Genomic DNA, 22,852 nt, shown 5'->3' with positions numbered 1-22,852 from the left:
ACTCAGCGCGGGTAGCGACGGAGCTCGACGAGGTTGCCGTCGGGGTCCCGCAGGTAGATCGAGCGGGCGATGCCCTGGGCTCCCCATCGGTCCCCGGGTCCGTCTTCGATGACCAGGTCGCCGCGCGCCGCCAGCTCGTTGACGTCGTCGTCGACGACGAGGCAGAGGTGGTCCACGTTCTGCCCGGACCGCTCCAGCTGCATGATGTCGATGACCGTGGTGGCGTCGACGCGCACGCTGGGGAAGAAGACCTCGCCCGCCTCCCACTCCTCCACCCGCTCGGGTGTCAGCCCGAGGGTGCCGACGTAGAAGTCGAGGGAGCGCCGGACGTCGGCGACGTTGAGCACGAGGTGGTCGAAGCCGATCACGGGCACGGCCACAGCGTGCCACGGTACGGTCCACCCATGGCTGACGATGCCTCGAACCCGCTTGCCCAGGTGCTCGGACGCCTCGGGCTGTCCGGGGACCAGCTCTCCTCGCTCCAGCAGCAGCTCGGGCGGGTGATGCCGAGCGAGCAGATGAAGCTCATGCGGGACCTGGTCGACACGTTCTCCCCGTCCGGCGACCAGCTCAGCGCCATCCGCCGCCAGCTCGAGGCCCAGCGGGTCCAGGTCGAGGCGATGCTCGTCCAGCTCCAGGACATCGAGACCACGGTCGACCGCCTGGCCTCCACCGCCGAGCAGCTGCGCGCCATGCAGGAGCCCTTCCAGCGCCTGACCCACCTGTTCTCCCCGGGCCAGGACCGGTCCCAGTAGTCGTCAGTAGCCGTCAGTAGCCGGCGTCGACGTCGACGGGGCCGAGGAGCTCCTCCCCCGCCAGGTAGCGCCGCACGTTCTCCCGCACCCGCGCCGAGAGCAGCGGCACGGCCATCTCCGGCGTGTTCCCCACGTGGGGCGTGATGAAGCAGTTCGGCAGCGTCCAGAGCGGGTGGCCGTCGGGCAGCGGCTCGGGGTCGACGACGTCGAGCCCGGCCCCGCCGATGGCGCCCTCGGCCAGGACCTCGACGAGGTCGTCGGTGACGATGTGGCGGCCGCGGGCCACGTTCACGATCCAGGCGTGGGATGGCAGTAGCCGGAGGCGTCGAGCGTCGAAGAGGCCCTCGGTCTCCGGGGTGAGCGCCACGGCGAGCACGACCAGGTCGGCATCGGGGAGCTCGTCGTCGAGGTGCTGCTGCGTGACCGTGCGGGTCGCGCCCGGGAAGGGCTGCTCGGTGCGGCGCACGACCACGATCTCGCAGCCGAACGGCTCGAGTAGGCGCACCAGCGACTCGCTGATCCCACCGCCGCCGACGACCACCACGCGGGCGCCGAGCAGGTTGCGCCCGATCGGGCCCTCCCACGTCGTGGCCCGGGCGTAGGTACCCATCCCGCGGAGGCCGGCGAGGGCGAGCATGAGCGCCTGCTCGGCGACGGGGTCGGCGTAGACGCCCTTCCCGCACGTCCAGCGCCGGTCGTGGTCGAGCACGTCGACGTAGGGCTCGATGCCCGCCCACGGCAGCTGCACCCAGTCGATGTCGGGCTGCTCGTCCAGCAGCCGGCGCAGACCCGCCGGGTCCTTCGGGTCGGTCCACACGACCGCACTCGCACGCCCCTCGGTGACCGGCTCGGCGCCCCCGGCGCGGACGGCATCGGCCAGCCACGGACGACCGCCGGCGGGCAGGACGAGGATGCGGGCGGCGTCGGTTGCCATGCCGACCATCTTGACGCTCCCGGGTCAGCGGTCGGGCACGGGGTCCGGCAGGATCGGGACCTGGGCGCCGCGGCCCTGGCCGAGCAGGGAGGCGCGGGTGACGGCGGCACCGCCGAAGCGGTCCCGCACCGCATCGAGCGTGTGGTCGAGGGTGCGACGGTCGTGGCCGTCGAGGTCGAGGGTCAGCTGCACGGCATCGGCGGGGGCGAGGTCCGAGACGGTGACGCCGATGAGGGAGCACCCGGCCTCGCGCAGGTGCGGCCAGCGGGCGTCGAGCAGGTCCCGGGCGGCGACGAGCACGAGGTCAGTGCGATCGGTGGCGACCGGCAGGGTGCGGGACCTGGTCTCCCGGCTGAGGTCGGCGTGGCGCAGGCGCAGCGTGACGGTGCGACCGACGCGTCGGCCCCCTCGGAGGCGCTCGGTGACCCGCTCGACCAGGGCGAGCAGGGTGGCGTCGAGCTCGGCGCGTGACCGCGGCCGTCGACCGCCTGCCAGGCCGAGGGCCCGTTGCGCGCCGATCGAGCTGCGACGCGTGCCCGGCGCGACCGAGCGGGGATCGACGTTGCGGGCCAGGGCGTGGAGGTGGCGCCCGGCGGCGGGGCCGAGCATGGCCACGAGCGCGGCCTCGGGCACGTCGGCGACGTCGCCGACGGTGCGCAGGCCCCGCTCCTCCAGCTTGCCGGCGGTCACCGGGCCGACGCCCCACAACCGACGGACGTCCAGGGGGTGCAGGAACGCGAGCTCGCCGTCGGGCTCGACGACGAGGAGCCCGTCGGGCTTCGACACGGCGCTGGCCACCTTGGCCAGGAACTTGGTGCGGGCGACGCCGACGCTGATCGGGAGCCCGACCTCGTCGCGCACCCGCCGGCGCAGCTCGCGAGCGATCTCGACCGGCTCACCCACGAGGCGGCGAAGACCGTTCACGTCGAGGAAGGCCTCGTCCACCGACAGCCCCTCCACGAGCGGGGTGGTCTCCCGGAAGATCGCGAACACGGCCCGGCTCGCCTCGGTGTAGGCCGACATCCGGGACGGGACCACGATCGCCGACGGGCACAGGGACCGGGCCCGCGACACCGGCATGGAGGTGCGGACCCCGTGCACCCGTGCCTCGTAGGTCGCCGTGAGGACCACACCCTCGCCCACGATCACCGGCTTGCCCCGCAGCCGTGGATCGTCGCGCTGCTCGACCGCGGCGTAGAAGCAGTCGAGGTCGGCGTGGAGGATCCCGGGAGCAGTCACCGAACACATGTTCACCCCTCTTGACCCGTTGGTCAAGGATCCACCGGAGCGGCAGACTGGTGCGGTGACCGCCGTCGACGAGACCACGAGCGACGACGGCCAGGAGGGGGGCTCCAGACGGCCTGCCCGAGAGGGCACGGCCATGGCGGTCCTGCGCCAGGACACGTTCCGGCGGGTCTACACGGGCGCGTTCCTCTCCAACATCGGCACCTGGATGCAGAACGTGGTCCTGGGCGCGCTCGCCTACGACCTCACCGGTTCCTCGTCCTTCGTCGGCATCGTGCTCTTCGCCCAGCTCGGACCGATGCTGCTGTTCTCCATCGTCGGCGGCATGTTCGCCGACACCTTTGACCGGCGCCGCCTCCTCATCACGATCTCCGCCACGCAGGGCCTGCTCGCCCTCGCACTCGCCAGCGTCGTCCGGGCCGACGACCCGAGCAAGGCGTGGATCGTCGGCATCGTGTTCTGCATGGGCGTGGGCCAGTCCGTGTTCGGCCCCACGTACTCCGCCGTGCTCCCCGACCTCGTCGGACCGGGCAACCTGGCCGGCGCCATCTCGCTCAACTCGGCCCAGATGAACGGGTCCCGGGTGATCGGCCCGGCCATCGGCGGCATGCTCTTCGCGCAGTACGGCGCCGCATGGGTCTTCTCGCTCAACGCCATCACGTACCTGTTCGTCATCGGCGCCCTCCTGTCCGTGCGCCTGCCCGACGTGGAGGCGAGCGGTGCGGACGAGTCGCGCCTGCACCGCCTGGCCCTCGGGTTCCGCATCGCACGCAACCGGTTCCCCGTCGGCCGGTGCCTGGTGACGATGGTGGTCTTCTCCTTCCTGTGCCTGCCCTTCATCGGCCAGATGCCGGTGCTCGCCGACCGCAACCTCGACATCGCGGCCCGCTCCACCGCGTACGGCTGGCTGTACGCCTGCTTCGGCCTCGGCGCAATGCTCGGCGCCCTGTCGGTGGGCACCGTCTTCGCCCAGACGCCCAAGGAGACATTGGTGCGGGTCGGCATGATCTCCTTCGGCCTGTCGCTCGCCGTCTTCTCGTGGCTGCGGATGCCTGCCCCGGCCTTCGTCGTCATCGTCGTGGTCGGCTTCTGCTACTTCGCCACCGTCACCGCGCTGTCCACCGTGCTGCAGCTGCACCTCGCGGGCAACGAGCGGGGGCGTGTGATGGCGCTGTGGATGATGGCCTTCGGTGGCACGGTGCCGCTGGGGAACCTGGTGGCCGGCCCGCTCATCGATGCCACCTCGGTCACCACGGTGGTGTTCCCGGGTGCGATCATCGCGCTCGGGCTCGGTTGGTGGGCCGACACCCGCACCGAGCGGCCCTACGCTCACTGACACGCTTCGCGAGACACATCGCATCCGGGGGGATCGCATGCCGTACATCACCGATCGGGTCGTCCACGACGCGGACGCCCACATCATGGAGACGCCGACCTGGCTGCGCGACCACGCCGACCCGGCCATCCGCGACCGCATCGAGCCCCTCCCCCTGACGAGCGGCAACGAGCTGCGCCAGACCGGCGACGTCGAGGAGCAGCTCGCCGACCTCACCGCCGCGTTCGATCGCCTCGCCGCCAAGCACGCGTCCGAGGAGTACCGGGCCGAGGAGGCGCACGAGATCATGCTGCGCAAGAACTTCGCCGCCACCGGGTCGTTCATCCCTGAGGACCGCGTGCGAGCGCTGGACCTGATCGGCGTGCAGAGCCAGCTCGTGTTCAACACGTTCCACAACTCCCGCCTCTTCGCCTGGGAGCGGCCGTCCGACGGCAGCGCACCTGACCTCGACATGGCCTACGGCACCGCACGTGCCCACAACCGGGGCATGGCCGAGTTCTGCTCGGTCGACGAGCGGCTCCTGTCCACGATGTACGTCCCGCTCGCCGACTTCGACCGGGCTGCAGCCATGGCCGACGAGGCCCTCCACCTCGGCGCCGCGGCCCTGCTGATCCCGTCGGGCTGCCCGGCCACCCACTCCCCCAGCCACCGCTCGCTCGATCCGGTGTGGGCCCGCGCCCAGGAGGCCGGCATCCCGATCGTGTTCCACGTCGGCGGCACCGGCGAGCTGATCGACCCGATGTACTTCCAGAACGGGCTGCCCATCCCGCCCGACTTCCACGGGGGCGACGAGAACTTCCGCTGCGTCGACTACATGGGCATCCCCGGCCCGCCGGCCCAGACGCTGGCCACGATGCTCTTCGACGGCGTGTTCGAGCGGTTCCCCGACCTGCGCGTCGGCGTCATCGAGCAGGGCGCGATCTGGATGCCGGGCTGGATGCGCCAGATGGAGTCGGCCTTCGACGCGTTCCACCGCCACGAGGAGCGCCTCCAGCAGCTGTCGCTGCGCCCGTCGGAGTACGTGTCCCGGCAGATGCGGTTCACGCCCTACCCCACCGAGGACGTCGGCTGGATCATCGAGCAGGCCGGGCCCGAAACCGTGCTGTTCAGCACCGACTTCCCCCACGTCGAGGGCGGCCGGCGCCCGGTCGAGCGCTTCGAGGCCAGCCTCGACGCCGCCGGCGTGTCCGACGACGACCGCGACCGCTTCTACCGGCGCAACTTCGTCGAGCTCATGGGCAACGGGCTCCCACCGGTGCTCGCCCACGCCTCCTGAAGCTGGCAGTGCTGGCGTTGCGCCGGCGCGTCGCTACGTTCGGCGGGTGCGCGGTCTCGGAACCATCGTCAACGTGATCACGGTGCTGGCCGGCACCGGCGTCGGCGTGCTGCTCCACGGGCGCATGCCCGAGCGGGTCCGCTCGACCGTCCTCGACGGCATCGGCCTCATCGTGCTCGGCGTCGGCATCGCCAGCTTCCTCGAGACGCGCAACGCCGTGTTCCCGGTGGTCGCCATCGTCGCCGGCGGCGTGCTCGGCGAGCTCATCCGCATCGAGGACCGGTTGGAGGCCCTGGGCGAGCGCCTCCGCCGGCTGGTCGAGGCCGCCGCATCGGAGCCGGCCATCGCCAGCTACGTCGAGCGCGATCCCGACGAGCTCCAGATCGACCGGGAGCCCGGTGAGAGCCGCTCCTTCGTCGACGGCTTCCTGCTCGCCAGCCTCACCTTCGGCATCGGGGCGATGATGATCGTGGGCTCCCTGCAGGACGGCATCAGCGGCGACAGCGAGCTGCTGATCGTCAAGGCCACGCTCGACGGCCTCGTCTCGGTCCCCTTCGCCGCCGTCTACGGCTGGGGCGTCGGCTTCAGCGCCCTGAGCATCGCCGTGCTCCAAGGCGCGATCACCCTGCTCGGGGCCACGGTGGGCGACTCGCTCCTCGACGATCGCATGGTCGCCGAGATCGAGGCCACAGGCGGCGTGATGATCCTCGGCATCGGCCTGCGGCTGCTCGACCTCAAGAAGGTCAAGGTCGGGTCGTTCCTACCGGCGCTCGCCATCGCACCCGTGCTCGTCGCCGTCTTCGCGAGCTGATCACCCGAGGAGCAGGGTGGCGACCCGCTCGAGGCCGGCGGAGCGGCTGGCCTTGACGAGCACGGCGTGGTCGGGGCCGAGGGACCCGAGGGCGTCGACGGCGGCCTCCACCGTGGGCACGTCGGTGCCGACGCCGTAGGCCGGGCAGTCGACGGTGACGACCTCGATGCCGAGGTCCTCGGCCAGCTCGCCCATCTCGGCGTGGCGCTCGTCGCTGCCGTCGCCCAGCTCGGCCATGACGCCGAGCACGGCGACGCGACGGCCGGCATCGAGGGCGGCCAGCGAGTGCAGCGCCGCGGCCAGGGCCGTCGGGTTCGAGTTGTAGGCGTCGTTGAGCACGGTGGCACCCGACGCGGCGTGGCCGAGCTCCATCCGCCACGGCGACAGCGCAGCCGACCCGAGGCCTTCCGCCACCGCCTCCAGCGGGACGTCCTGCACGAGTGCGGCAGCGGCGGCGGCGAGGGCGTTGCCCACCTGGTGCACGCCGTGGACCGCCAGCTGCACGTCAACCGTGCCCCACGGCGACGACAGTCGGAACCGGGGCCGGAGGTGCTCGTCGACGTCGACGCGCTGGGCGACCACGTCGCCGGACACGCCGTAGGTGAGCACCCGGGCGTCGGTCCGAGACGCCATGGCCCGCACCCGGGCATCGCTGCCGTTGAGGATGACGTGGCCGTCGACGGGGATCGCCTCGACCAGCTCCCCCTTGGCCCGGGCCACGTCGTCGAGACCGTGCTCGTACTCGGAGGTGTGGACCTCGGCCACCATCGTCACGATCGCGACCGTCGGGCGGGCGACGTCACACAGCGTGCGGATGTGGCCGATGCCCCGAGCACCCATCTCGAGGACGACCCGCTCGGTGCCGTCCGGCGCGTTGACCAGCGTGAGCGGCACGCCGATCTCGTTGTTGAAGCTCTTCTCGCTGGCGGCGGTCCGGTACGTGGTGGCCAGCGCGGCCGCGAGCAGGTCCTTCACCGAGGTCTTCCCCACCGAGCCGGTGATGCCGGTGACGGCCTCGGGGAGGCGGTCCCGTGCCACCGATCCCAGGCGGGTCAGGGCCCGCATCGTGTCGTCGACCAGGACCGCCGTCGTCCCCTCCAGGGGCTCACGGCTCGTCAGGCACGCGGCTGCCCCGGCTTCGATGGCGGCGGGGATGAAGTCGTGGCCGTCACGCTCGGCGACGAGGGGCACGAACAGCTGGCCCGGGCCGGCCAGCCGGGAGTCGATGCACGCGCCCGAGATCGTCGTGGGGGGCCCGACCACCTCCCCGCGGACGGCGGCGGCGACCTCGTCGATGGTGAGCTCCACACCCGGGATTCTGGCAGCCGGCTCCCTACACTCCCGCGCCATGGCCCTCCCCGATCGCGTCCGGCTCGTCGTGCTCTTCGGGGGGCGTTCGGCCGAGCACGAGGTGAGCTGCACCACCGCCACGCACGTGCTGCGCGCCCTCGACCCGGACCGCTACGAGACGGTTCCCGTCGGCATCGCCCGCGACGGCGCCTGGCTGCAGACGCAAGGCCCGCTGCCCGATCCCCTGGCAGTGACCGGCACGCCCGTCGAACCGGTCACCGTTCTGCAGCCCCAGCCGGCCGCACCCGGTGGCGCAGACATCCCCGTGGTGGCGCTGCCGCTGCTGCACGGCCCCTTCGGTGAGGACGGCACCATCCAGGGCCTGCTCGAGATGGCCAGCGTGCCCTACGTCGGCAGCGGTGTCCTCAGCTCGTCGGTCTCCATGGACAAGGTGGCGGCCAAGGAGCTGCTGTCGGCCCACGACATCCCCCAGGGCGCGTGGATGTCCGCTCGCCGCCACGAGATCGACGACGACCTGCTCGCCCTCGCCGCCGACCGGCTCGGCTTCCCGATGTTCGTGAAGCCGGCGAACATGGGCTCCTCGATCGGCATCTCCAAGGTGCACCAGGTCGAGGACCTGGCCGCCGCCGTGGCCGAGGCGTCCCGCTTCGACGAGTGGCTCGTCTTCGAGGAGAACATCGTCGGCCGCGAGCTCGAGTGCGGCGTGCTCGGCAACCTCACGCCGCGCGCCTCGGTGGTCGGCGAGGTGCGGCCGGGCGCCGACTTCTACGACTACGACGACAAGTACGAAGACGGTGCCGAGCTGCTGATCCCCGCACCGATCTCGGCGCCGATGAGCGACGAGCTGCGCGACATCGCCCTGCGGACCTTCGCCGCCCTGCGGTGCGAGGGCATGGCGCGGGTCGACTTCTTCTGGGAGGAGGACGGTCGCGGACCCCTCGTGAACGAGGTCAACACGATCCCCGGGTTCACCCCCATCTCCCAGTACCCCAAGCTGTGGGAGGCGAGCGGCCTCAGCTACGGCCGCCTGCTCGATGAGCTCGTGGCGCTCGCACTGGAGCGCCACGAGCGTCGCTCGAGCTTCGAGTCGGAGCGCTGAGCGCCCCTTCTCGTTCGACTTCTTGGTCTACTTCTTGGTCTCGGCGAAGATCTCGGCGATCTCGTCGATGAGGTCGAGCAGCTTCTGGGCGTCGGCCTCGTCGTTGCTCTTCTTGGCGTCGCCGGCGGCCTTGGTGGCCCGCCAGAACAGGTCGTGGAGCTGGGGGAACTGCTCGACGTGGGGCGGCTTGAAGTAGTCGGTCCACAGCACCCACAGGTGCTCCTTGGCGAGCTGGGCGCGCTGCTCCTTGATGATGATGCAGCGGGTCTTGAAGTAGTCGTCGTCCGACGCGTTGAACTTCTTCATCGTCTCGAGGACGGACTCGGCCTCGATGCGGGCCTGCGCGGGGTTGTACACGCCGCACATGAGGTCGCAGTGGGCGTCTGCCGTGGCAGCATCATCGAGGTCGGCGACGGAGAGCAGTCGGGACACAATGCTCATGGGAGCTCCTTGGGGGTCAGTGGTGAGGATGGACACTCGTGCCCGGACCCTAGCGGCGCTGATCGGCGCCGCCACGGGGGTCGCGGTCGGCGTCGCGGCGGCCTCCTCGCTGGAGCGCCACCTGGTCCGCGGCGAGTCGATGATCCCCACGCTGCGGCCCCGGGACACCGTCATCTCCGTGCGGGCCGACTCGATCCTGGGCCGGTTCCTCCGGCCCCGTCGCAGCCGCATCGCGGTGATCGCGCTGCCCTGGGAGCACGACCTCATCGGCGTCAAGCGCCTGGTGGCCGAGCCCGGCGAGCCCTGGGAGGACGGCGACGACCGGGTCGCCGCCGGGCCCGGCTGGGTGGCGGTCGGCGACCAGCGCGAGCTGTCCACCGACAGCCGCCACCACGGTCGGGTGCCTGCCGATGCGATCCGGGGCATCGTCGTCGGTCGGGTCAAACCGCCGACCTCCTGACCTGACCGCCTGACCTGGTCTCCTAACCTCCGTCGGGTGGCCAGGGACGATCCCGCCGGTCTCACCGGCGTCCGACAGCGTCTGGTCGCCCGCCTGCGCGAACGCGGGACGTACCGACGCTGGGTGCTGTCCACCGCGCTGGTCGGCATGTTCGCCACCACGTTCCCGGTGACGATCCTCACCGTCGCGCTGCCCGACATCGCCGACGAGTTCGGCAAGAGCGACGCTCTGCTCACCTGGGTCATCTCGGCCCCGATGCTGGCCTCGGCCGTGGCCCTGCCGGTGCTCGGCAAGATGGGCGACCTGCGCGGCCAGCGCAAGGTGTTCCTCGCCGGGTTCACCCTGGCCACGCTGGTCGCCGGGGTCACCGCGTTCGCGTGGAGCGCTCTGGCCCTCATCGGGCTGCGGACGATCACCCAGGTGATCGGCTCGGCCACCCAGCCCACGTCGATGGCGTTGATCATGCGGGCGTTCCCCGCCGAGGAGCGGGTGAAGGCGATGGGCTGGTGGTCGCTCGTCGCCGCCGGCTCCCCCGCCATCGGCCTGGCCGTCGGCGGGCCCCTCGTGGACGCCGTCGGGTGGCGGGTGGTCTTCGCCGTGCAGGCCGGGCTCGCCGTGATCCCGGTCGTCGTGGCCACGCTCGTGCTGGAGGAGACGCCACCGGCGCACGCCGGTGCGAGGTTCGACATCGGCGGCGCCACCAGCATCGGCTTCGGTGCCGGCGGCCTGATGCTGGCGCTCAACCAGAGCGCCGACTGGGGCTGGGCGCACCCCGCGGTGGTCGCCGGCCTCGTCGTCACCCCGATCGCCGTCGCCGCGTTCGTGGCCATCGAGCGACGGGTCGAGCACCCGCTGCTGCCCCTCGAGCTGCTGGGGCGACGGAACTTCTCGGCCACGCTCATCGCCCAGTCCTTCGCCGGCGCGACCTACATGGGCGGCTTCGTGATGACGCCGTTCCTCATGAGCGGCATCTTCGGCTGGACGACGTCGGGCATCGCGCTGCTCCTGCTCATCCGCCCGCTCAGCTACAGCCTGTCCTCGCCGGTCGGTGGCCAGATCGGGTCCCGCATCGGCGAGCGCAGCGGTGCGCTGCTCGGCAACAGCATCCTCGCGGCGGCGATGGCGGTGTTCGCCGTCGGCGCGGCCACGGAGGCGGTGTGGCTGATCGGCGCGGCGCTGCTCACCCAGGGCCTGGGCAACGGCATCGCCCGACCGTCGCTCGGCGCGGTGCTGGCCAACTCCGTCGACGAGGCCGACCTCGGCATCGCGTCGGCCACCCAGCGCATGGTCCGCCTCGTCGGCAACGCGTCCGGCATCGCCGTGCTCACCGCCGTGTACGCCGGCGACCCGACGCCGGAGTCCTTCGGCGTCGCCTACCTCGTCGCGTTCGGGCTCGGCCTGGTCGCGGTGGCGGCCACCGCACGCATCGACGGGCGCCAGGCCCGGGCCGATGCGGTCACGCCTCAGCCGGCGGCGCAGTCGCCGGCCGACGCCGCCACCACCAGGTGAGCGCGCCGGCCAGCAGCAGGACGGGGGCGAAGGGCAGGGCGAACCCGAGCACGGTCGCAGCTGCGCTCGCCGCGGTGGTCACCGCGTCCCAGCCGGCGGAGAGCCCCTCGCCGAACCCGGGCGGGCCGCCCTCGGACCCTTCCCCCTCCGCCAGGAGGGCGGCGTCGGGGTCCTGGAGGCGCAGGTCGGCGGTGATCGTGCCGTAGCTCGTGCGGTCGCGCAGCACCCGCAGCTGGCCGGCGATGACGTCGTGCTCGGCCTCCCGGTTGGTGAGCTCGGACTCGAGCCGGCTGATCTCGTCGACGTTCGTCGTCTGGGCGAGGAAGCCCCGGATCCGGTCGATGCTCGTGGCGAGGGTGGCCTGGCGGCTCTCGAGGTCGACGAAGCGCTCGGAGACGTCCTCGGCCTCGATGTGCTGGGCCTCGACCTCACCGACGGCCACCACCGCGTCGAACACGGCGTCGAAGCGGTCGACCGGCACCTTCAGCACCACCCGCCCCTGGCCCGGCCCGAGGTCCTGGGCGAACACGTACCCGCCTTCGACCGTCGCTGCATCGCGGACCTCCCGCACGGCGGCGGCCACGTCCTCGACCACCGAGCTGACGGTGCCGGTGTAGATGATCTTGCGGTCCACCGCCGCGATCGGCACGGCCTCCAGATCGACCTGGGCCACGTCGGCCACCCGACCACCACCCGTGCTGGCGCCGTCGGCCGCGACATCGTCGCCATCCCCGCCCGCGGCCATCTCGCCGCTGTCTTCGCCGGAGAACTCGCCGGTGTACTCGTCGGTGCTGTCGGACGCGGTGGACGCGTCGTCGTCCTGCCCGGCGGAGCAACCCGCCACCGCGAGGATCAGGACGAGCAGTGGAGCGAGGATCCGGTGGAGGTGCATGGCGTTGAGACGCTGCGACCCACCCGATCGGTTCCCCGGTCCCGCTCAGGGCACCAGCGCGTCGCGGAGCAGGTCGACCAGCTGGTCGCGCCGGCGCACCAGGGAGGCCAGCGTCGGCTCCTCCCCCAGGGCCCGGAGCACCTCGACCTCCGTGGCCAGGCCGGTCACCGACGAGTACGCCATCAGCACCAGCAGCTTGGGGTCGTGGCGGCGCAGGCGCCCGGCATCCATCTCGGCACCCAACCAGGCGGCTGCGGCGGTGAGGAGCGGGGTGACGGACTCCGTCAACCGGGTCGAGGTCGGCGGACCGATGCGGTTGACCTCCCGCATCAGCCCGAGCATCGCAGGGTGGCGAGCCGCCAGCCGGAAGGCGGCGTGCACGACCGCCTCGACCCGCTCGAACCCCGTGCTCGTCTCCCCGGGCCGCGTCTCGATCGCCCGGGCGAAGCGGCGCTGGAGCTCGACGGCGCTGAAGTCGATCACCGCGTCGAGCAGCGCCTCCTTCGACGGGTACCAGTAGAGGATCGCCTGCTTGGTGACGCCGAGGTCCCGGGCGAGCGCGTCGAGGGACGTGCCGTCGATGCCGGTCGAGCCGAACGAGCGCAGCGCAGCTGCGAGGATCCGGTCACCGGTGCTCGATGTGCTCGAGATCCTCGGTGTACCGGCCACTTACCGGATGGTAAAGGAGGAAGGAAGGGGCCGAGGACCCTTCCGCCCGATCACCGGGCCTGACACCGTGCAGGCGACGCCACCACAGGAGCAGATCGTGCACGACTTCGGGATCCGCCACATCGACCTCCACGGGCACCACGTGAGCTACCGGATGGCGGGCCAGGGACCTGCCGTCGTCCTCCTCCACGGCGTCACCGGCAGCTCCACGACCTGGCGGGAGGTGATGCCGGCGCTCGCCGAGCGGCACACCGTCCTTGCTCCCGATCTGCTCGGCCACGGCGAATCGGCCAAGCCGCGTGGCGACTACTCGCTCGGCGCGTTCGCCAGCGGCGTGCGCGACCTCATGGTCGCCCTCGGCATCGAGCGCGCGACCGTCGTCGGCCACTCGCTCGGCGGCGGGATCGCCCTGCAGTTCGCCTACCAGTTCCCGCAGCGGTGCGAGCGCCTCGTGCTGGTGTCGAGCGGCGGTCTCGGCAAGGAGGTCTCGATCCTGCTGCGGGCCGTCAGCCTCCCCGGCGCCGAGCTGGTCATGCCGATCATCCTGCATCGCGCCATCCCCGACCTGCTCGAAGCGATCACCGCCAAGGTCGGTCGCGGCCGGTTGCGCATGGGTGTCCGGGGACGGGAGATCTGGCGGAGCTACCGGGGCCTCACCGAGGTCCGGGGCCGCATGGCCTTCATCCACACGATCCGCTCGGTCGTCGACGTCAGCGGCCAGCGCGTGAGTGCCCGCGACCGCCTGTACCTCGCGAGCGGCGTACCCACGCTCATCATCTGGGGCGACCAGGACCGGATCATCCCGGTCGAGCACGCCTACGCCGCGCACGAGCTCATGCCGGGAAGCGAGCTCGTCGTCGTCCCCGGCGCCGGACACTTCGTGCCCTTCGAGACCCCCGTGCCGTTCCTCGAGGCGCTCGAGGGCTTCCTCGACTCCTCCGAGCCGTCCCACACCTCCGAGGAGGGGTTCCGGGACCTGCTGCTCGAACACGAGACCTGACCTCGGCGAGTCGGGCGTCGCTCCCTACCAACTGGTAAACACGTCGCCGTGCCGGACCTCTCCATCGCCGCCGCGCTCGACGGCCAGCGCATCGCCATCACGGGCGGCACCGGGTTCCTCGGCACCGCTCTGATCGAGCGCCTCCTGCGCCGGGCACCGGGCTGCGAGCTCGTCCTGCTCATCCGGCCGAGCCAGCGCCGCAGCGTCGGCCAGCGCGCCCGCCGCGAGATCTTCAAGAACGACGCGTTCGATCTGCTCCGCGAGCAGCTCGCCGGCTCTGCTGCGGACGGGGGCGAGACCTTCGACGACATGATCGAGCGCCGGGTCCGGGTCATCGGCGGCGACGTCTCCTCCGACGGCCTCGGCCTGGACGAGGCGGGCCGCGAGGTCCTGGCGACGTGCGACACCGTGATCCACTCCGCCGCCACGGTCAGCTTCGACTCCCCCCTCGACCTCGCCGTCGAGGTCAACCTGCTCGGCCCGTCCCGCATCGCGAGCACGCTCCACGACATCTGCGAACCGAGCCGGCTCCCCCACCTCGTCGCCGTGTCCACCTGCTACGTCGCCGGCAACCGCAAGGGCGCCGCACCCGAGGAGCCGGTCGACGAGAACGCCTTCTGGTTCGGGGTCGACTGGCGCAAGGAGGTCGCCGCCTCCCGGCGCTCGCGGGCCGACTTCGAAGCCGAGTCCCGCAGACCCGACATGCTCGCCCGCTTCCGCAAGGAGGCCCGACGCGAGCTGGGCGCCGCCGGCGCGCCCCTCCTCGCCGCCAAGACCGAGCAGCGCCGGTCCGCCTGGGTCAGCGACCAGCTGGTCGAGGCCGGCCGGACCCGGGCCGCCTCCCTCGGCTGGCCCGACGCCTACGCCTACACCAAGGCCCTCGGCGAGAAGGCGCTGTTCGAGCACGCCCGGTCACCGGTCACCGGGGGCAGCGACCTGCCGTTCTCCATCGTCCGGCCGGCCATCATCGAGTCCTCGCTCGCCGAGCCCAGCCCCGGATGGATCCGCGGGTTCCGCATGGCCGAGCCGGTGATCATCTCCTACGCCCGCGGCCTCCTCAAGGAGTTCCCCGGCGTGCCCGAGGGGATCATCGACGTCATCCCCGTCGACCTCGTGTGCGGCGCCATCTGCGCGGTCGCAGCCGACGGTCCGGCCCGCAACGACGACGGCACCCTGGCCCCGCCCCGCATCGTGCAGTCGGCATCGGGCTCGGCCAACCCGCTGCGCTACCGGCGCCTCGTCGACAACGTCCGGTCCTGGTTCACCGAGCACCCCGTCTACGACAGCGACGGCCAGCCCATCGTCGTGCCCGAGTGGAACTTCCCCGGGCGCGGGCGCGTGCAGGCCCAGCTCGAGCGGGCCAAGTCGGTCATCGAGAAGGCCGAGTCCACTCTCCAGGCCCTGCCCCTCCGTGGGCGCCAGGCCGAGTGGGCCTCGAACCTCGAGTCCAAGCGGGAGGACGTCGAGCGCGCCCTCACCTACGTCGAGCTCTACGGCGCCTACGCCGAGTGCGAGGCGGTCTACGGCGTCGAGAACCTGCTGGACCTCCACCAGCGGATGGACGAGGCCAGCCGCGAGGCGTTCGGCCTCGACCCCCGGGTCATCGACTGGGACCGCTACGTCAGCGAGATCCACCTCCCCTCCGTCGTCCAGCACGCCCGGGTGAAGACCACGCCGGGCAGCACCGACCGCGAGTCCCGCTCGAGCCGGCTGCGTCGCCAGGTGCTCTCCCCCGACCGCCACGTCGCCGCCTTCGACCTCGAGAACACGATCATCGCGAGCAACGTGGTCGCCTCGTACTCCTGGCTCGCCACCCGGCGGCTGCCGCCCGAGGACCGGCTCCGGTTCGTGCTGCGCACGCTCGCCGAGGCCCCGTCGCTCCTGTCGGCCGACCGCAAGGACCGCAGCGACTTCCTGCGCCAGTTCTACCGGCGCTACGAGGGCGCGCCCGTCGACCAGCTCGACGCCGACACGGTCGACATGTTCAGCCACCTGCTGCTCACCAAGTCGTTCCCTGCCGCCATCCGCCGGGTGCGCGAGCACCGGGCCCTCGGGCACCGCACCCTGCTCATCACCGGCGCCCTCGACGTGGCGATCAAGCCGATCATGCCCCTCTTCGATGACGTCATCTGCGCCGAGATGACCGTCGCCCCCGACGGCACCTACACCGGCGAGCTCACCGACGTGCCCCCGACCGGCGAGGCACGGGCCCAGGCGCTGTTCGACTACTGCGACCTCCACGGCCTCGACCCGGCCGAGTCCGTCGCCTACGCGGATTCCACCTCCGACCTGCCCCTCCTGGAGGCGGCCGGGTTCCCGGTGGCGGTCAACCCCGAGGCCCGCCTCTCCGCGCTGGCTCGCAAGCGGGGCTGGCTCGTCGAGCACTTCGACAAGGCCAAGGGCGGTAGCCACCCGCTCCTCCCCATCGGACCGAGTTGGAACCAGACGACCGCCGTCGCCACTCGCACTGCCACCTCCGGTCGCACCACAGGAGGCGGGTCGTGAAGGCGCTCGAGTTCTCCCGCAAGCCGGCTCGCTACGCCGCCGCCATGATCGCCGGCGCACTGCGCCCCGGCGCCGGCGCCTCGGTCGGGCCGCTGCGCCTCCGCGACCTCGACGAGCCCGAGGCGCCCGCCGACGGCTGGGTCACGCTGCGGCCCCGGCTCGCCGGCATCTGCGGCTCGGACCTGTCCACCATCGACGGCCACTCGTCGCGCTACTTCGAGCCGATCGTCAGCTTCCCGTTCGTCCCCGGCCACGAGGTCGTCGGGGATCTGGACGACGGCACGCGGGCCGTGCTGGTCCCGGTCCTCCACTGCGAGGTCCGCGGCATCACACCCCCCTGCCCGGGCTGCGCGTCGGGCGACGTGAACCGGTGCGAGCGCATCGCGTTCGGCCACCTCGAGCCCGGGCTGCAGTCCGGCTTCTGCGAGAGCACCGGCGGCGGCTGGTCCGAGGTCATGGTCGCCCACCCCGCCCAGCTCGTGCCCGTGCCCGACGAGCTCAGCGACGAGGCCGCCGTCATGGTCGAGCCCACCGCCTGCGCGGTGCACGCGGCCGACGCAGCGGTCCGTGCCCTCGACGCCTTGCCTGACCGTGACGGACCCGTCGTCGTGATCGGCGCCGGCACCCTCGGCCTGCTGACCATCGCCGCCATCAGCGACGTCCTGCCCGACGGCACGCCGATCATGACCGGCGGCAAGTACGCCCACCAGAAGCGCCTGGCCACCGAGCTCGGCGCGACGACGGTCGTGTCGCCCGACGAGCTCAACGGTGCGGTGCGCCTCGCCACCCGCTCCACGAAGCTCGCCAAGGACCACTCGGGTTCATCTCGGACGGGCGGCCAGCTGACCGGGGGCGCGCCGATCGTGGTCGACTGCGTCGGCAGCGAGGCCTCCCTCGCCCAGGCCCTCGAGGTGGTCGCCCCCGGCGGCACCATCCTCGTCGTCGGCATGCCCGCCACCGTGTCCCTGGACCTGACCGGCCTGTGGCATCGGGAGGTCGCGCTGCGCGGCGTCTACGCCTACCGCCGCGAGGACTTCCGTGCTGCCCTCCAGCTGGTCGCGAGCAAGGACCTCGGTCGGCTGGTCAGCGCCACCTACCCCCTGTCCCGCTACGAGGACGCCATCGTCCACGCGGCCGACGCCGGCCGCCGCGGCGCCGTCAAGATCGCTTTTGACCTCCGCAAGACATCAGAACGGAAGCCCTAGATGCCTCGCCCCGGACTCGTCCTCGACGTCGACTCGTCGACCCCACCGATCGTGTTCCACCACGGTGAGGACTTCGTGCTCGAGAAGCTGCCCGCCGGCCGGAGCCGGGTGATCTACCCGCCCGAGCCCCACGAGGGGCTCGAGGACACCGACGCCGCCATCCGGCATGCGCTGGAGCACCCGCTCGGCGACAGCCAGCCCCTGTCCACGCTGCTGTTCTCGGGCATGAAGCTGACGATCTGCTTCGACGACATCTCGCTGCCGCTGCCCCCGATGCGCAAGCCCGACGTGCGCCAGCGGATCATCGAGGCCGTCCTCGACACCGCCGCTGCAGCCGGCGTCGACGACGTCGAGATCATCGCCGCCCTCGCCCTGCACCGGCGGATGACCGAGGACGAGCTGCGCCACGCCGTCGGCGACCGGGTCTACGACGCGTTCGCGCCGTCGGGCCGGCTGTACAACCACGACGCCGAGGATCCCGACGGGATGCTCGAGATCGGCACCACCGACAAGGGCGAGCTGGTCGAGATCAACAAGCGGGCCGCCACCTCGGACCTGATCGTCTACGTGAACATCAACCTCGTGTCGATGGACGGCGGCTGGAAGTCCACCGCCACCGGCCTGTCGGGCTACCGATCGCTGCGCCACCACCACAACGTCCACACCATGCAGCACTCGAAGAGCTTCATGGACCGCCACGCCTCCGAGCTGCACCACAGCAACTGGCGCATGGGCAAGGTGCTGCGAGACGGCGGCGTGAAGGTCTTCCAGGTCGAGACCACGCTCAACAACGACACGTTCGGCACGTCCGCCCTCGACACCGCCAGCCCCCTCTCCATGCTGCAGAAGCGGGAGTGGGAGTGGACGGCCAAGGACCGGGCCACCTTCATGGCCGTGCAGGCGGGGCTCAAGCGCATGCCGGCCCGGGCCAAGCGGGCCGCGTTCCAGTCGTGGAAGGCGCCCTACGCCGTCACCTCCGTGCAGGCCGGCGAGGTCGAGGCCGTGCACGAGCGCACCCTCGAGCAGAACTTCGCCCAGCACCTGGTGCCGGTCGAAGGCCAGACCGACGTGCTCACCATGGGCCTGCCCTACATCTGCCCCTACAACGTGAACTCGGTGATGAACCCGATCCTGGTCATGTGCCTGGGGCTCGGGTACTTCTTCAACATGTACCGCGGCAAGCCCCCGGTGCGCGAGGGCGGCGTGCTGATCATGCGCCACCCCACGCCGTGGGAGTTCCACCCGGTGCACCACCCGAGCTACATCGACTTCTTCGAACAGGTCCTGTCCCAGACCACCGACCCGGTCGAGGTCGAGAAGTACGAGCAGGCCTTCGCCGAGGACGAGTGGTACCGCCACCTGTACCGGACGAGCTACGCCTACCACGGCGTCCACCCGTTCTACATGTGGTACTGGGGCAGCCACGCCCTCCAGCACCTCGGCAAGGTCGTCATCGTCGGCGGTGACCCCAAGGCCGTGCGCCGCCTCGGCTTCGCACCCGCCTCGACCATGGCTGATGCGCTGGAGATCGCGTCCGACGTCGTCGGTCCCGCCCCCACCATCACCCACGTGCACAACCCGCCGTTGCTCATGGCGGACGTCACGTGAAGGTGGAGCTGCCGGACCCGCGGCGCAAGCTCCGCCAGCTGGCGTTCCCCCTCGTCGCGCCCACGACTCCCCTCGGCGTGGAGCCCCGCCCGAAGGAGCGCCGCACCGGCGCCGACTACGACACGGAGTGGGCCCGCAGCTTCCGGGCCCGGTGGACGCGCACGGTGCTGCTCGAGTCCGTGCTGCGACCCACGGCCGCCGCCATCGCCCGGCCCCGACGCCGCGGCATCGACCGGTTGGCTGATCTCCAGGGCGCTGGCGAACCCGTCATCTTCTGCGCCAACCACCACAGCCACGTCGACACGCCGATCGTGCTCACGTCGCTGCCCGAGCCGTGGCGCTACCAGGTGTTCGTCGGTGCCGCAGCGGACTACTTCTTCCGCAACCGGGCCACCGGCGCGGCGGCCTCCCTGCTGCTCAACGCCATCCCGATCGAGCGCGCCACCGTCACCCGACGATCCGCAGACCTGGCGGCGAACCTGATCGACGACGGCTGGTCGATGCTGATCTTCCCCGAGGGCGGACGGTCGCCCGACGGCTGGGGGCAGGACTTCCGCGGCGGTGCCGCCTACCTGGCCCGCCGCACAGGTGCGCCGGTGGTGCCGATCCACCTCAGCGGCACCGACCGGATCCTGCCCAAGGGCGCGAAGCGCCTCCGCCCCGGCCCGACAACGGTGACCTTCGGCGACCCGATCCGAGCCGAGGAGGGTGAAGACACCCGCCGCCTCGCCACCCGCATCGAGGCTGCCGTCGCCGCGCTCGCCGACGAGCACACCTCCGACTGGTACGCCGCCCGGGTCCGCGCCCACACCGGCGACACCCCCGGCCTCGGCGGACCGGACGGGCCGAGCTGGCGCCGGGCGTGGGCGCTCGGCGAGCGCTCGCCGAGCCGTCGCCGACGGGCGGCCTGGCCGCCACGCTGATGCCGGCCGCGCCGGGCCCCTTCGACGGCCTGGACGAGGTCTGGATCTGGCCCGTCCCCCACCCTGACGACCCCGAGCCCAAGGACGCCGAGCACCTCGTCACCCGGATCGGGGATCGGGTCGACGGTGCGCTCGTGGGGCGCGCCGAGGTGCGGACCACGCCGGGGCGGATCCTCGGCGGGCTGCGCCACCGGCTCGTCGGCCTCGGACCCTGGCGCGACGCCGACCTCGGCAGCCTCGACATCCCGACCAACGACAGGAAGCTCGCCCCGAGCCACGCCTGGCTCACCGTCGACGGGGTGCGGGGCCGGTGGACGGCCAGCGGCACGTTCCGCCTCGGTGACCACGACGAGGTGACCCGCCTCGCCAGCCGGGGCCGACCCACGACCGCGGCCCGGGACGTGCGGGCCGTCGGGGCCAACGCCGTGGACCTCGGACGTCGCTACCTGCGCTACCTGCGCGTCCTTGGCGGGCACCAGATCGAGCCGACCCCGGGCCTGCGGATCGGCGACCCGGTCGACGGCGAGCTCGTCGCCGGCGGCGGCTGGCTGGTCGCGACCCAGCATCGCTCCCCGATCGAAACCCCCACCGGCGGCGGAGACATCGAGACGTGGCAGGTGCGCATCGATCGCGACCGGGCGGTGGGCCCCGTCGGGCTGGGCGTCGGCCTGGCTGCCCTCGCCCTCGTCCACCACCCCCTGCTCGCCCACCAGGGCGAGTGGATGGTCTAGGCCGTCGAGACCGAAGCCCGCGGGACCCGAGTCGCCAGAGTGCGCACCTCGCGCTCGGTGAGCACCGTGCCGAGCACCGAACCCGGGTTGAGCGACAGGGCGTGCCCCGGCGGCCAGACGTCGGCCAGCTCGGCACCGGCGAGCTCGAGCAGCGGCACCCCGGGCGCGGTGGAGCGGGACGGGCGGCTGAACGCGCACGCGGCCACGCCGTCGCGGAGCACGAGGGGCAGGAAGCGGAGCGACAGGTGGTGGTCGAGCACCTCGGCATGGAGCACGGGCACGTGCACCGAGCTGGCGCCGAGCACTTCGAGCAGGTCTCCCCGAGGTGACCCCGAGATCGACCCGGCGAGCGCCACCTCGAGGGGCAGGTCGGGGTCGGGCGAGGGATCGAGGCCGGGCTGGCTGGGCTCGTCGGGGAGCTCGGCCAGTGCGGTGAGCAGGGTGAGCGCCGGCGCCACCGGCCCGGTCGTGCCGAGGCCACGGGCGACCCGCTCGAGCGCCAGCGGCGCCGCCACCCGGCAGGTGGTGCGGTCGAGGCGACCGTGTCGCAGGTCCAGCACCAGCTGGGTGACGAGCGACGCCAGCGCCTCGGCGAGCTCCCCCGCCTCCGGAGCTCCGACGGCCTGCTCCAGACCGGCGAGGGCGTCGGCCACGGCACGATCGACGCGCCCGATCCGGGCGGGGTCGACCGCGCCGCCGTTGCAGCCGTCGATGCAGACGAGGGCCAGGTCCTCGGCCAGCGTCGTCATCGGCATGCCGGCGGCGTCGCCGCCTCGACGGTGGCCTGCACGGTGCCGAGGGTGCCCGCCCGGTCGTTCAGCCACTCGACCCCGCCGGCGCCGACGGTCGCGGCGTAGGCGCGCCCCGACAGCGCCGGCGCCCCGACCAGGAGACCGTCGACCCGAGCCAGCTGGGCGGTGAACCCGCCCGTGACCAGGTTGCCGAACGAGCGGCCGGCCCACGGGCGGATCTGCTCGCGCAGGCCGTCGGCGATCGGGAGGCGGGACAGCGCGGCATCCACCGGCAGGTCGGTGAGGGCGCGGATCTCCCCGAGCACCGTGCCCGGCCCCTGGCGGGCCGCCTGCACGACCGCACCGAGGCCGTCGGTGCGGGCGGCGAGGCGACCGATGACGGTGTCGGTGCGGGTGAACGCCCCGGCACCTCGCTGCGTGAGGCGTGCGTCGTCGGCGCCCAGGCGGGCGTACTGCCCGGCGATGCCGTCGGTCCGCCGCAGTCGCTGCGCGACTGTCATGGTCCGTGCCGCGTCGTCGAGCTGGCCGAGCGGGCCCCGCATGGCGCGGGCGGCGCCCGCAGCTCGTGACGCGACGGTGCCCGTCCCGACGGTGCCCAGGGCCAGCAGCAGGTCGGGCACCCGGCGGCCGAGCCAACGAGCCGGATCCTCGAACAGCGTGTCCAGGTCGAGCAGGGCGGTGCCGAGGTCCCCGAGGAACTCGATCGGGTTCTCGGCCACGTACTGGAGCATGGCCAGGATCTGGCCCCGGTTCGACCACAGGTCGGGCCAGCCCGTCGGGTCCAGGAGCAGCAGCAGGTCGCGGATGCCGAGGACCAGGTCGCGGAAGCCCTCGTACACGCCGGTGCCGAAGCTGGCGAGGACGTCGAGCGTGCCGCCGATGGCGTCGCCGACCGTGCCGGTGACGCGATCCCAGTTCGAGGGCGGCGGCGTGGCGAACGTGGGCTGGTCGTCGAGCCAGTCGAACAGCTCGGCCACGGAGTCGAGGCAGGCGCGGTGTGCGTCGAGCACCATCTCCACCTGCGCTTCCAGCGCGGGTCGCTGCGCGGCCAGCGCGGCGTCGGCCGGATCCAGCGACGCGGCCTGGGCGCGCAGGTGGCGGAGGCGGTCCTGGTGCTCGTCGAAGCGGCCGGCGAACCAGTGGAGCTTCTCCGCGGCCTGCCCCATGCGATCGACGGCGGCGTCGAGCGCCTGGGGCAGCGGCTTGCGCTCCACCACCCGGCGGAAGGCGTCGAACGCGGTGCCCTGCCAGTGGTCGCCGGTGAGCACCGCCTCGACCTGGACCGCGGCTCCGTGTGCGGTGCGGAGCCGGGGGACGGTGCCGGTGAGATCGGCTGCGGCCGAGCGGATCGCCGAGCTGTCGCCGGGCAGGAGGGGGATGTCCACGTCAG

General features: G+C 72.4%; 22 protein-coding genes. 13 read left to right on the top strand and 9 right to left on the bottom strand.

Going from position 1 to position 22,852, the window contains the following annotated elements; all coding sequences use genetic code 11:
- Positions 1 to 2: 2 nt before the first annotated feature.
- Positions 3 to 374 carry a VOC family protein gene (locus RGQ06_RS15530; protein ID WP_432429606.1) on the bottom strand — a complete coding sequence of 124 codons (372 nt, stop codon included), beginning with the start codon at positions 372 to 374 and terminating at the stop codon, positions 3 to 5.
- A 30-nt stretch (positions 375 to 404) separates the two neighbouring features.
- Between RGQ06_RS15530 and RGQ06_RS15525 the strand changes: the two genes are divergently transcribed.
- Positions 405 to 755 (top strand): hypothetical protein, encoded by a 351-nt coding sequence (locus RGQ06_RS15525; protein WP_432429564.1) that lies wholly within the window; start codon positions 405 to 407, stop codon positions 753 to 755.
- 13 nt (positions 756 to 768) lie between these two features.
- On the opposite strand, the gene RGQ06_RS15520 is transcribed toward RGQ06_RS15525, so the two are convergent.
- Together RGQ06_RS15520 and dinB are read right to left on the bottom strand one after the other, a co-directional pair.
- Positions 769 to 1,689, bottom strand: coding sequence for a D-isomer specific 2-hydroxyacid dehydrogenase family protein (locus RGQ06_RS15520; protein ID WP_432429565.1), 921 nt, complete (start codon positions 1,687 to 1,689; stop codon positions 769 to 771).
- A 24-nt stretch (positions 1,690 to 1,713) separates the two neighbouring features.
- Positions 1,714 to 2,937 carry a DNA polymerase IV gene (gene dinB, locus RGQ06_RS15515; RefSeq protein WP_432429566.1) on the bottom strand — a complete coding sequence of 408 codons (1,224 nt, stop codon included), beginning with the start codon at positions 2,935 to 2,937 and terminating at the stop codon, positions 1,714 to 1,716.
- Positions 2,938 to 2,992: 55 nt separating this feature from the next.
- Between dinB and RGQ06_RS15510 the strand changes: the two genes are divergently transcribed.
- From RGQ06_RS15510 to RGQ06_RS15500, 3 genes are read left to right on the top strand one after another with little or no spacing between them, the layout of a single operon-like run.
- On the top strand, positions 2,993 to 4,270 hold the full coding sequence (locus tag RGQ06_RS15510; protein WP_432429567.1) for an MFS transporter: 1,278 nt from the start codon (positions 2,993 to 2,995) through the stop codon (positions 4,268 to 4,270).
- 37 nt (positions 4,271 to 4,307) lie between these two features.
- On the top strand, positions 4,308 to 5,546 hold the full coding sequence (locus tag RGQ06_RS15505; RefSeq protein WP_432429568.1) for an amidohydrolase family protein: 1,239 nt from the start codon (positions 4,308 to 4,310) through the stop codon (positions 5,544 to 5,546).
- A 46-nt stretch (positions 5,547 to 5,592) separates the two neighbouring features.
- Complete coding sequence (locus tag RGQ06_RS15500; protein WP_432429569.1) at positions 5,593 to 6,357, top strand: DUF554 domain-containing protein; 765 nt, start codon at positions 5,593 to 5,595, stop codon at positions 6,355 to 6,357.
- Here the strand turns inward: RGQ06_RS15500 and RGQ06_RS15495 are convergent, their stop codons facing one another.
- Positions 6,358 to 7,665 carry a UDP-N-acetylmuramoyl-tripeptide--D-alanyl-D-alanine ligase gene (locus RGQ06_RS15495; RefSeq protein WP_432429570.1) on the bottom strand — a complete coding sequence of 436 codons (1,308 nt, stop codon included), beginning with the start codon at positions 7,663 to 7,665 and terminating at the stop codon, positions 6,358 to 6,360.
- Positions 7,666 to 7,705: 40 nt separating this feature from the next.
- On the opposite strand from RGQ06_RS15495, the gene RGQ06_RS15490 reads away from it, so the two are divergent.
- The gene (locus RGQ06_RS15490; protein WP_432429571.1) at positions 7,706 to 8,767 is read left to right on the top strand and encodes a D-alanine--D-alanine ligase family protein; all 1,062 of its coding nucleotides are present in this window, start codon (positions 7,706 to 7,708) and stop codon (positions 8,765 to 8,767) included.
- Positions 8,768 to 8,794: 27 nt separating this feature from the next.
- Here the strand turns inward: RGQ06_RS15490 and sodN are convergent, their stop codons facing one another.
- On the bottom strand, positions 8,795 to 9,208 hold the full coding sequence (sodN, locus tag RGQ06_RS15485) for a superoxide dismutase, Ni (protein ID WP_432429572.1): 414 nt from the start codon (positions 9,206 to 9,208) through the stop codon (positions 8,795 to 8,797).
- Between the two features lie 28 nt (positions 9,209 to 9,236).
- Here sodN and RGQ06_RS15480 point away from each other — a divergent pair, with 28 nt between their 5' ends.
- Positions 9,237 to 9,668, top strand: coding sequence for a S26 family signal peptidase (locus tag RGQ06_RS15480; RefSeq protein WP_432429573.1), 432 nt, complete (start codon positions 9,237 to 9,239; stop codon positions 9,666 to 9,668).
- A gap of 36 nt (positions 9,669 to 9,704) precedes the next feature.
- Complete coding sequence (locus RGQ06_RS15475; protein ID WP_432429574.1) at positions 9,705 to 11,177, top strand: MFS transporter; 1,473 nt, start codon at positions 9,705 to 9,707, stop codon at positions 11,175 to 11,177.
- Here RGQ06_RS15475 and RGQ06_RS15470 read toward each other — a convergent pair.
- Positions 11,125 to 12,069, bottom strand: coding sequence for a DUF4349 domain-containing protein (locus RGQ06_RS15470; RefSeq protein WP_432429575.1), 945 nt, complete (start codon positions 12,067 to 12,069; stop codon positions 11,125 to 11,127). The two genes, RGQ06_RS15475 and RGQ06_RS15470, sit on opposite strands and share 53 nt — an antisense overlap.
- Before the next feature lie 45 nt (positions 12,070 to 12,114).
- The gene (locus RGQ06_RS15465; protein ID WP_432429576.1) at positions 12,115 to 12,738 is read right to left on the bottom strand and encodes a TetR/AcrR family transcriptional regulator; all 624 of its coding nucleotides are present in this window, start codon (positions 12,736 to 12,738) and stop codon (positions 12,115 to 12,117) included.
- A gap of 154 nt (positions 12,739 to 12,892) precedes the next feature.
- Between RGQ06_RS15465 and RGQ06_RS15460 the strand changes: the two genes are divergently transcribed.
- Genes RGQ06_RS15460 through RGQ06_RS15435 form a run of 6 tightly spaced genes read left to right on the top strand, consistent with a single transcriptional unit; the run spans position 12,893 to position 20,710 of the window.
- Complete coding sequence (locus RGQ06_RS15460) at positions 12,893 to 13,738, top strand: alpha/beta fold hydrolase (protein ID WP_432429607.1); 846 nt, start codon at positions 12,893 to 12,895, stop codon at positions 13,736 to 13,738.
- A gap of 48 nt (positions 13,739 to 13,786) precedes the next feature.
- Positions 13,787 to 16,243: an HAD-IB family phosphatase gene (locus RGQ06_RS15455; RefSeq protein ID WP_432429577.1), complete on the top strand. Its 2,457-nt coding sequence runs from the start codon at positions 13,787 to 13,789 to the stop codon at positions 16,241 to 16,243.
- Entirely contained in the window at positions 16,240 to 17,448 is a 1,209-nt protein-coding gene (locus RGQ06_RS15450; RefSeq protein ID WP_432429578.1) for a zinc-dependent alcohol dehydrogenase, read from the top strand. Before RGQ06_RS15455 ends, RGQ06_RS15450 begins: the two co-directional genes overlap by 4 nt.
- Complete coding sequence (locus RGQ06_RS15445) at positions 17,449 to 19,056, top strand: lactate racemase domain-containing protein (RefSeq protein WP_432429579.1); 1,608 nt, start codon at positions 17,449 to 17,451, stop codon at positions 19,054 to 19,056.
- Entirely contained in the window at positions 19,053 to 19,979 is a 927-nt protein-coding gene (locus RGQ06_RS15440; protein WP_432429580.1) for a lysophospholipid acyltransferase family protein, read from the top strand. The genes RGQ06_RS15445 and RGQ06_RS15440 overlap by 4 nt, the downstream gene beginning before the upstream one ends.
- Positions 19,919 to 20,710, top strand: a complete 792-nt coding sequence (locus tag RGQ06_RS15435; RefSeq protein ID WP_432429581.1) for a hypothetical protein — start codon at positions 19,919 to 19,921, stop codon at positions 20,708 to 20,710. The genes RGQ06_RS15440 and RGQ06_RS15435 overlap by 61 nt, the downstream gene beginning before the upstream one ends.
- Here the strand turns inward: RGQ06_RS15435 and RGQ06_RS15430 are convergent.
- Both RGQ06_RS15430 and RGQ06_RS15425 read right to left on the bottom strand, forming a co-directional pair.
- Positions 20,707 to 21,465 carry a hypothetical protein gene (locus RGQ06_RS15430; protein ID WP_432429582.1) on the bottom strand — a complete coding sequence of 253 codons (759 nt, stop codon included), beginning with the start codon at positions 21,463 to 21,465 and terminating at the stop codon, positions 20,707 to 20,709. The genes RGQ06_RS15435 and RGQ06_RS15430 overlap by 4 nt on opposite strands.
- A complete protein-coding gene (locus tag RGQ06_RS15425) occupies positions 21,456 to 22,847 on the bottom strand; it encodes a hypothetical protein (RefSeq protein ID WP_432429583.1) in 1,392 nt (463 codons plus the stop codon). The genes RGQ06_RS15430 and RGQ06_RS15425 overlap by 10 nt, the downstream gene beginning before the upstream one ends.
- Positions 22,848 to 22,852 lie beyond the last annotated feature (5 nt).

The sequence above is a fragment of the Salinilacustrithrix flava genome (assembly GCF_041228405.1).
Classification (GTDB): Bacteria; Actinomycetota; Acidimicrobiia; order Acidimicrobiales; family Salinilacustritrichaceae; genus Salinilacustrithrix; species Salinilacustrithrix flava.
The sequence above is the reverse complement of the archived record's forward strand: the minus strand, read 5'-3'. Positions and strand labels throughout refer to the sequence as shown.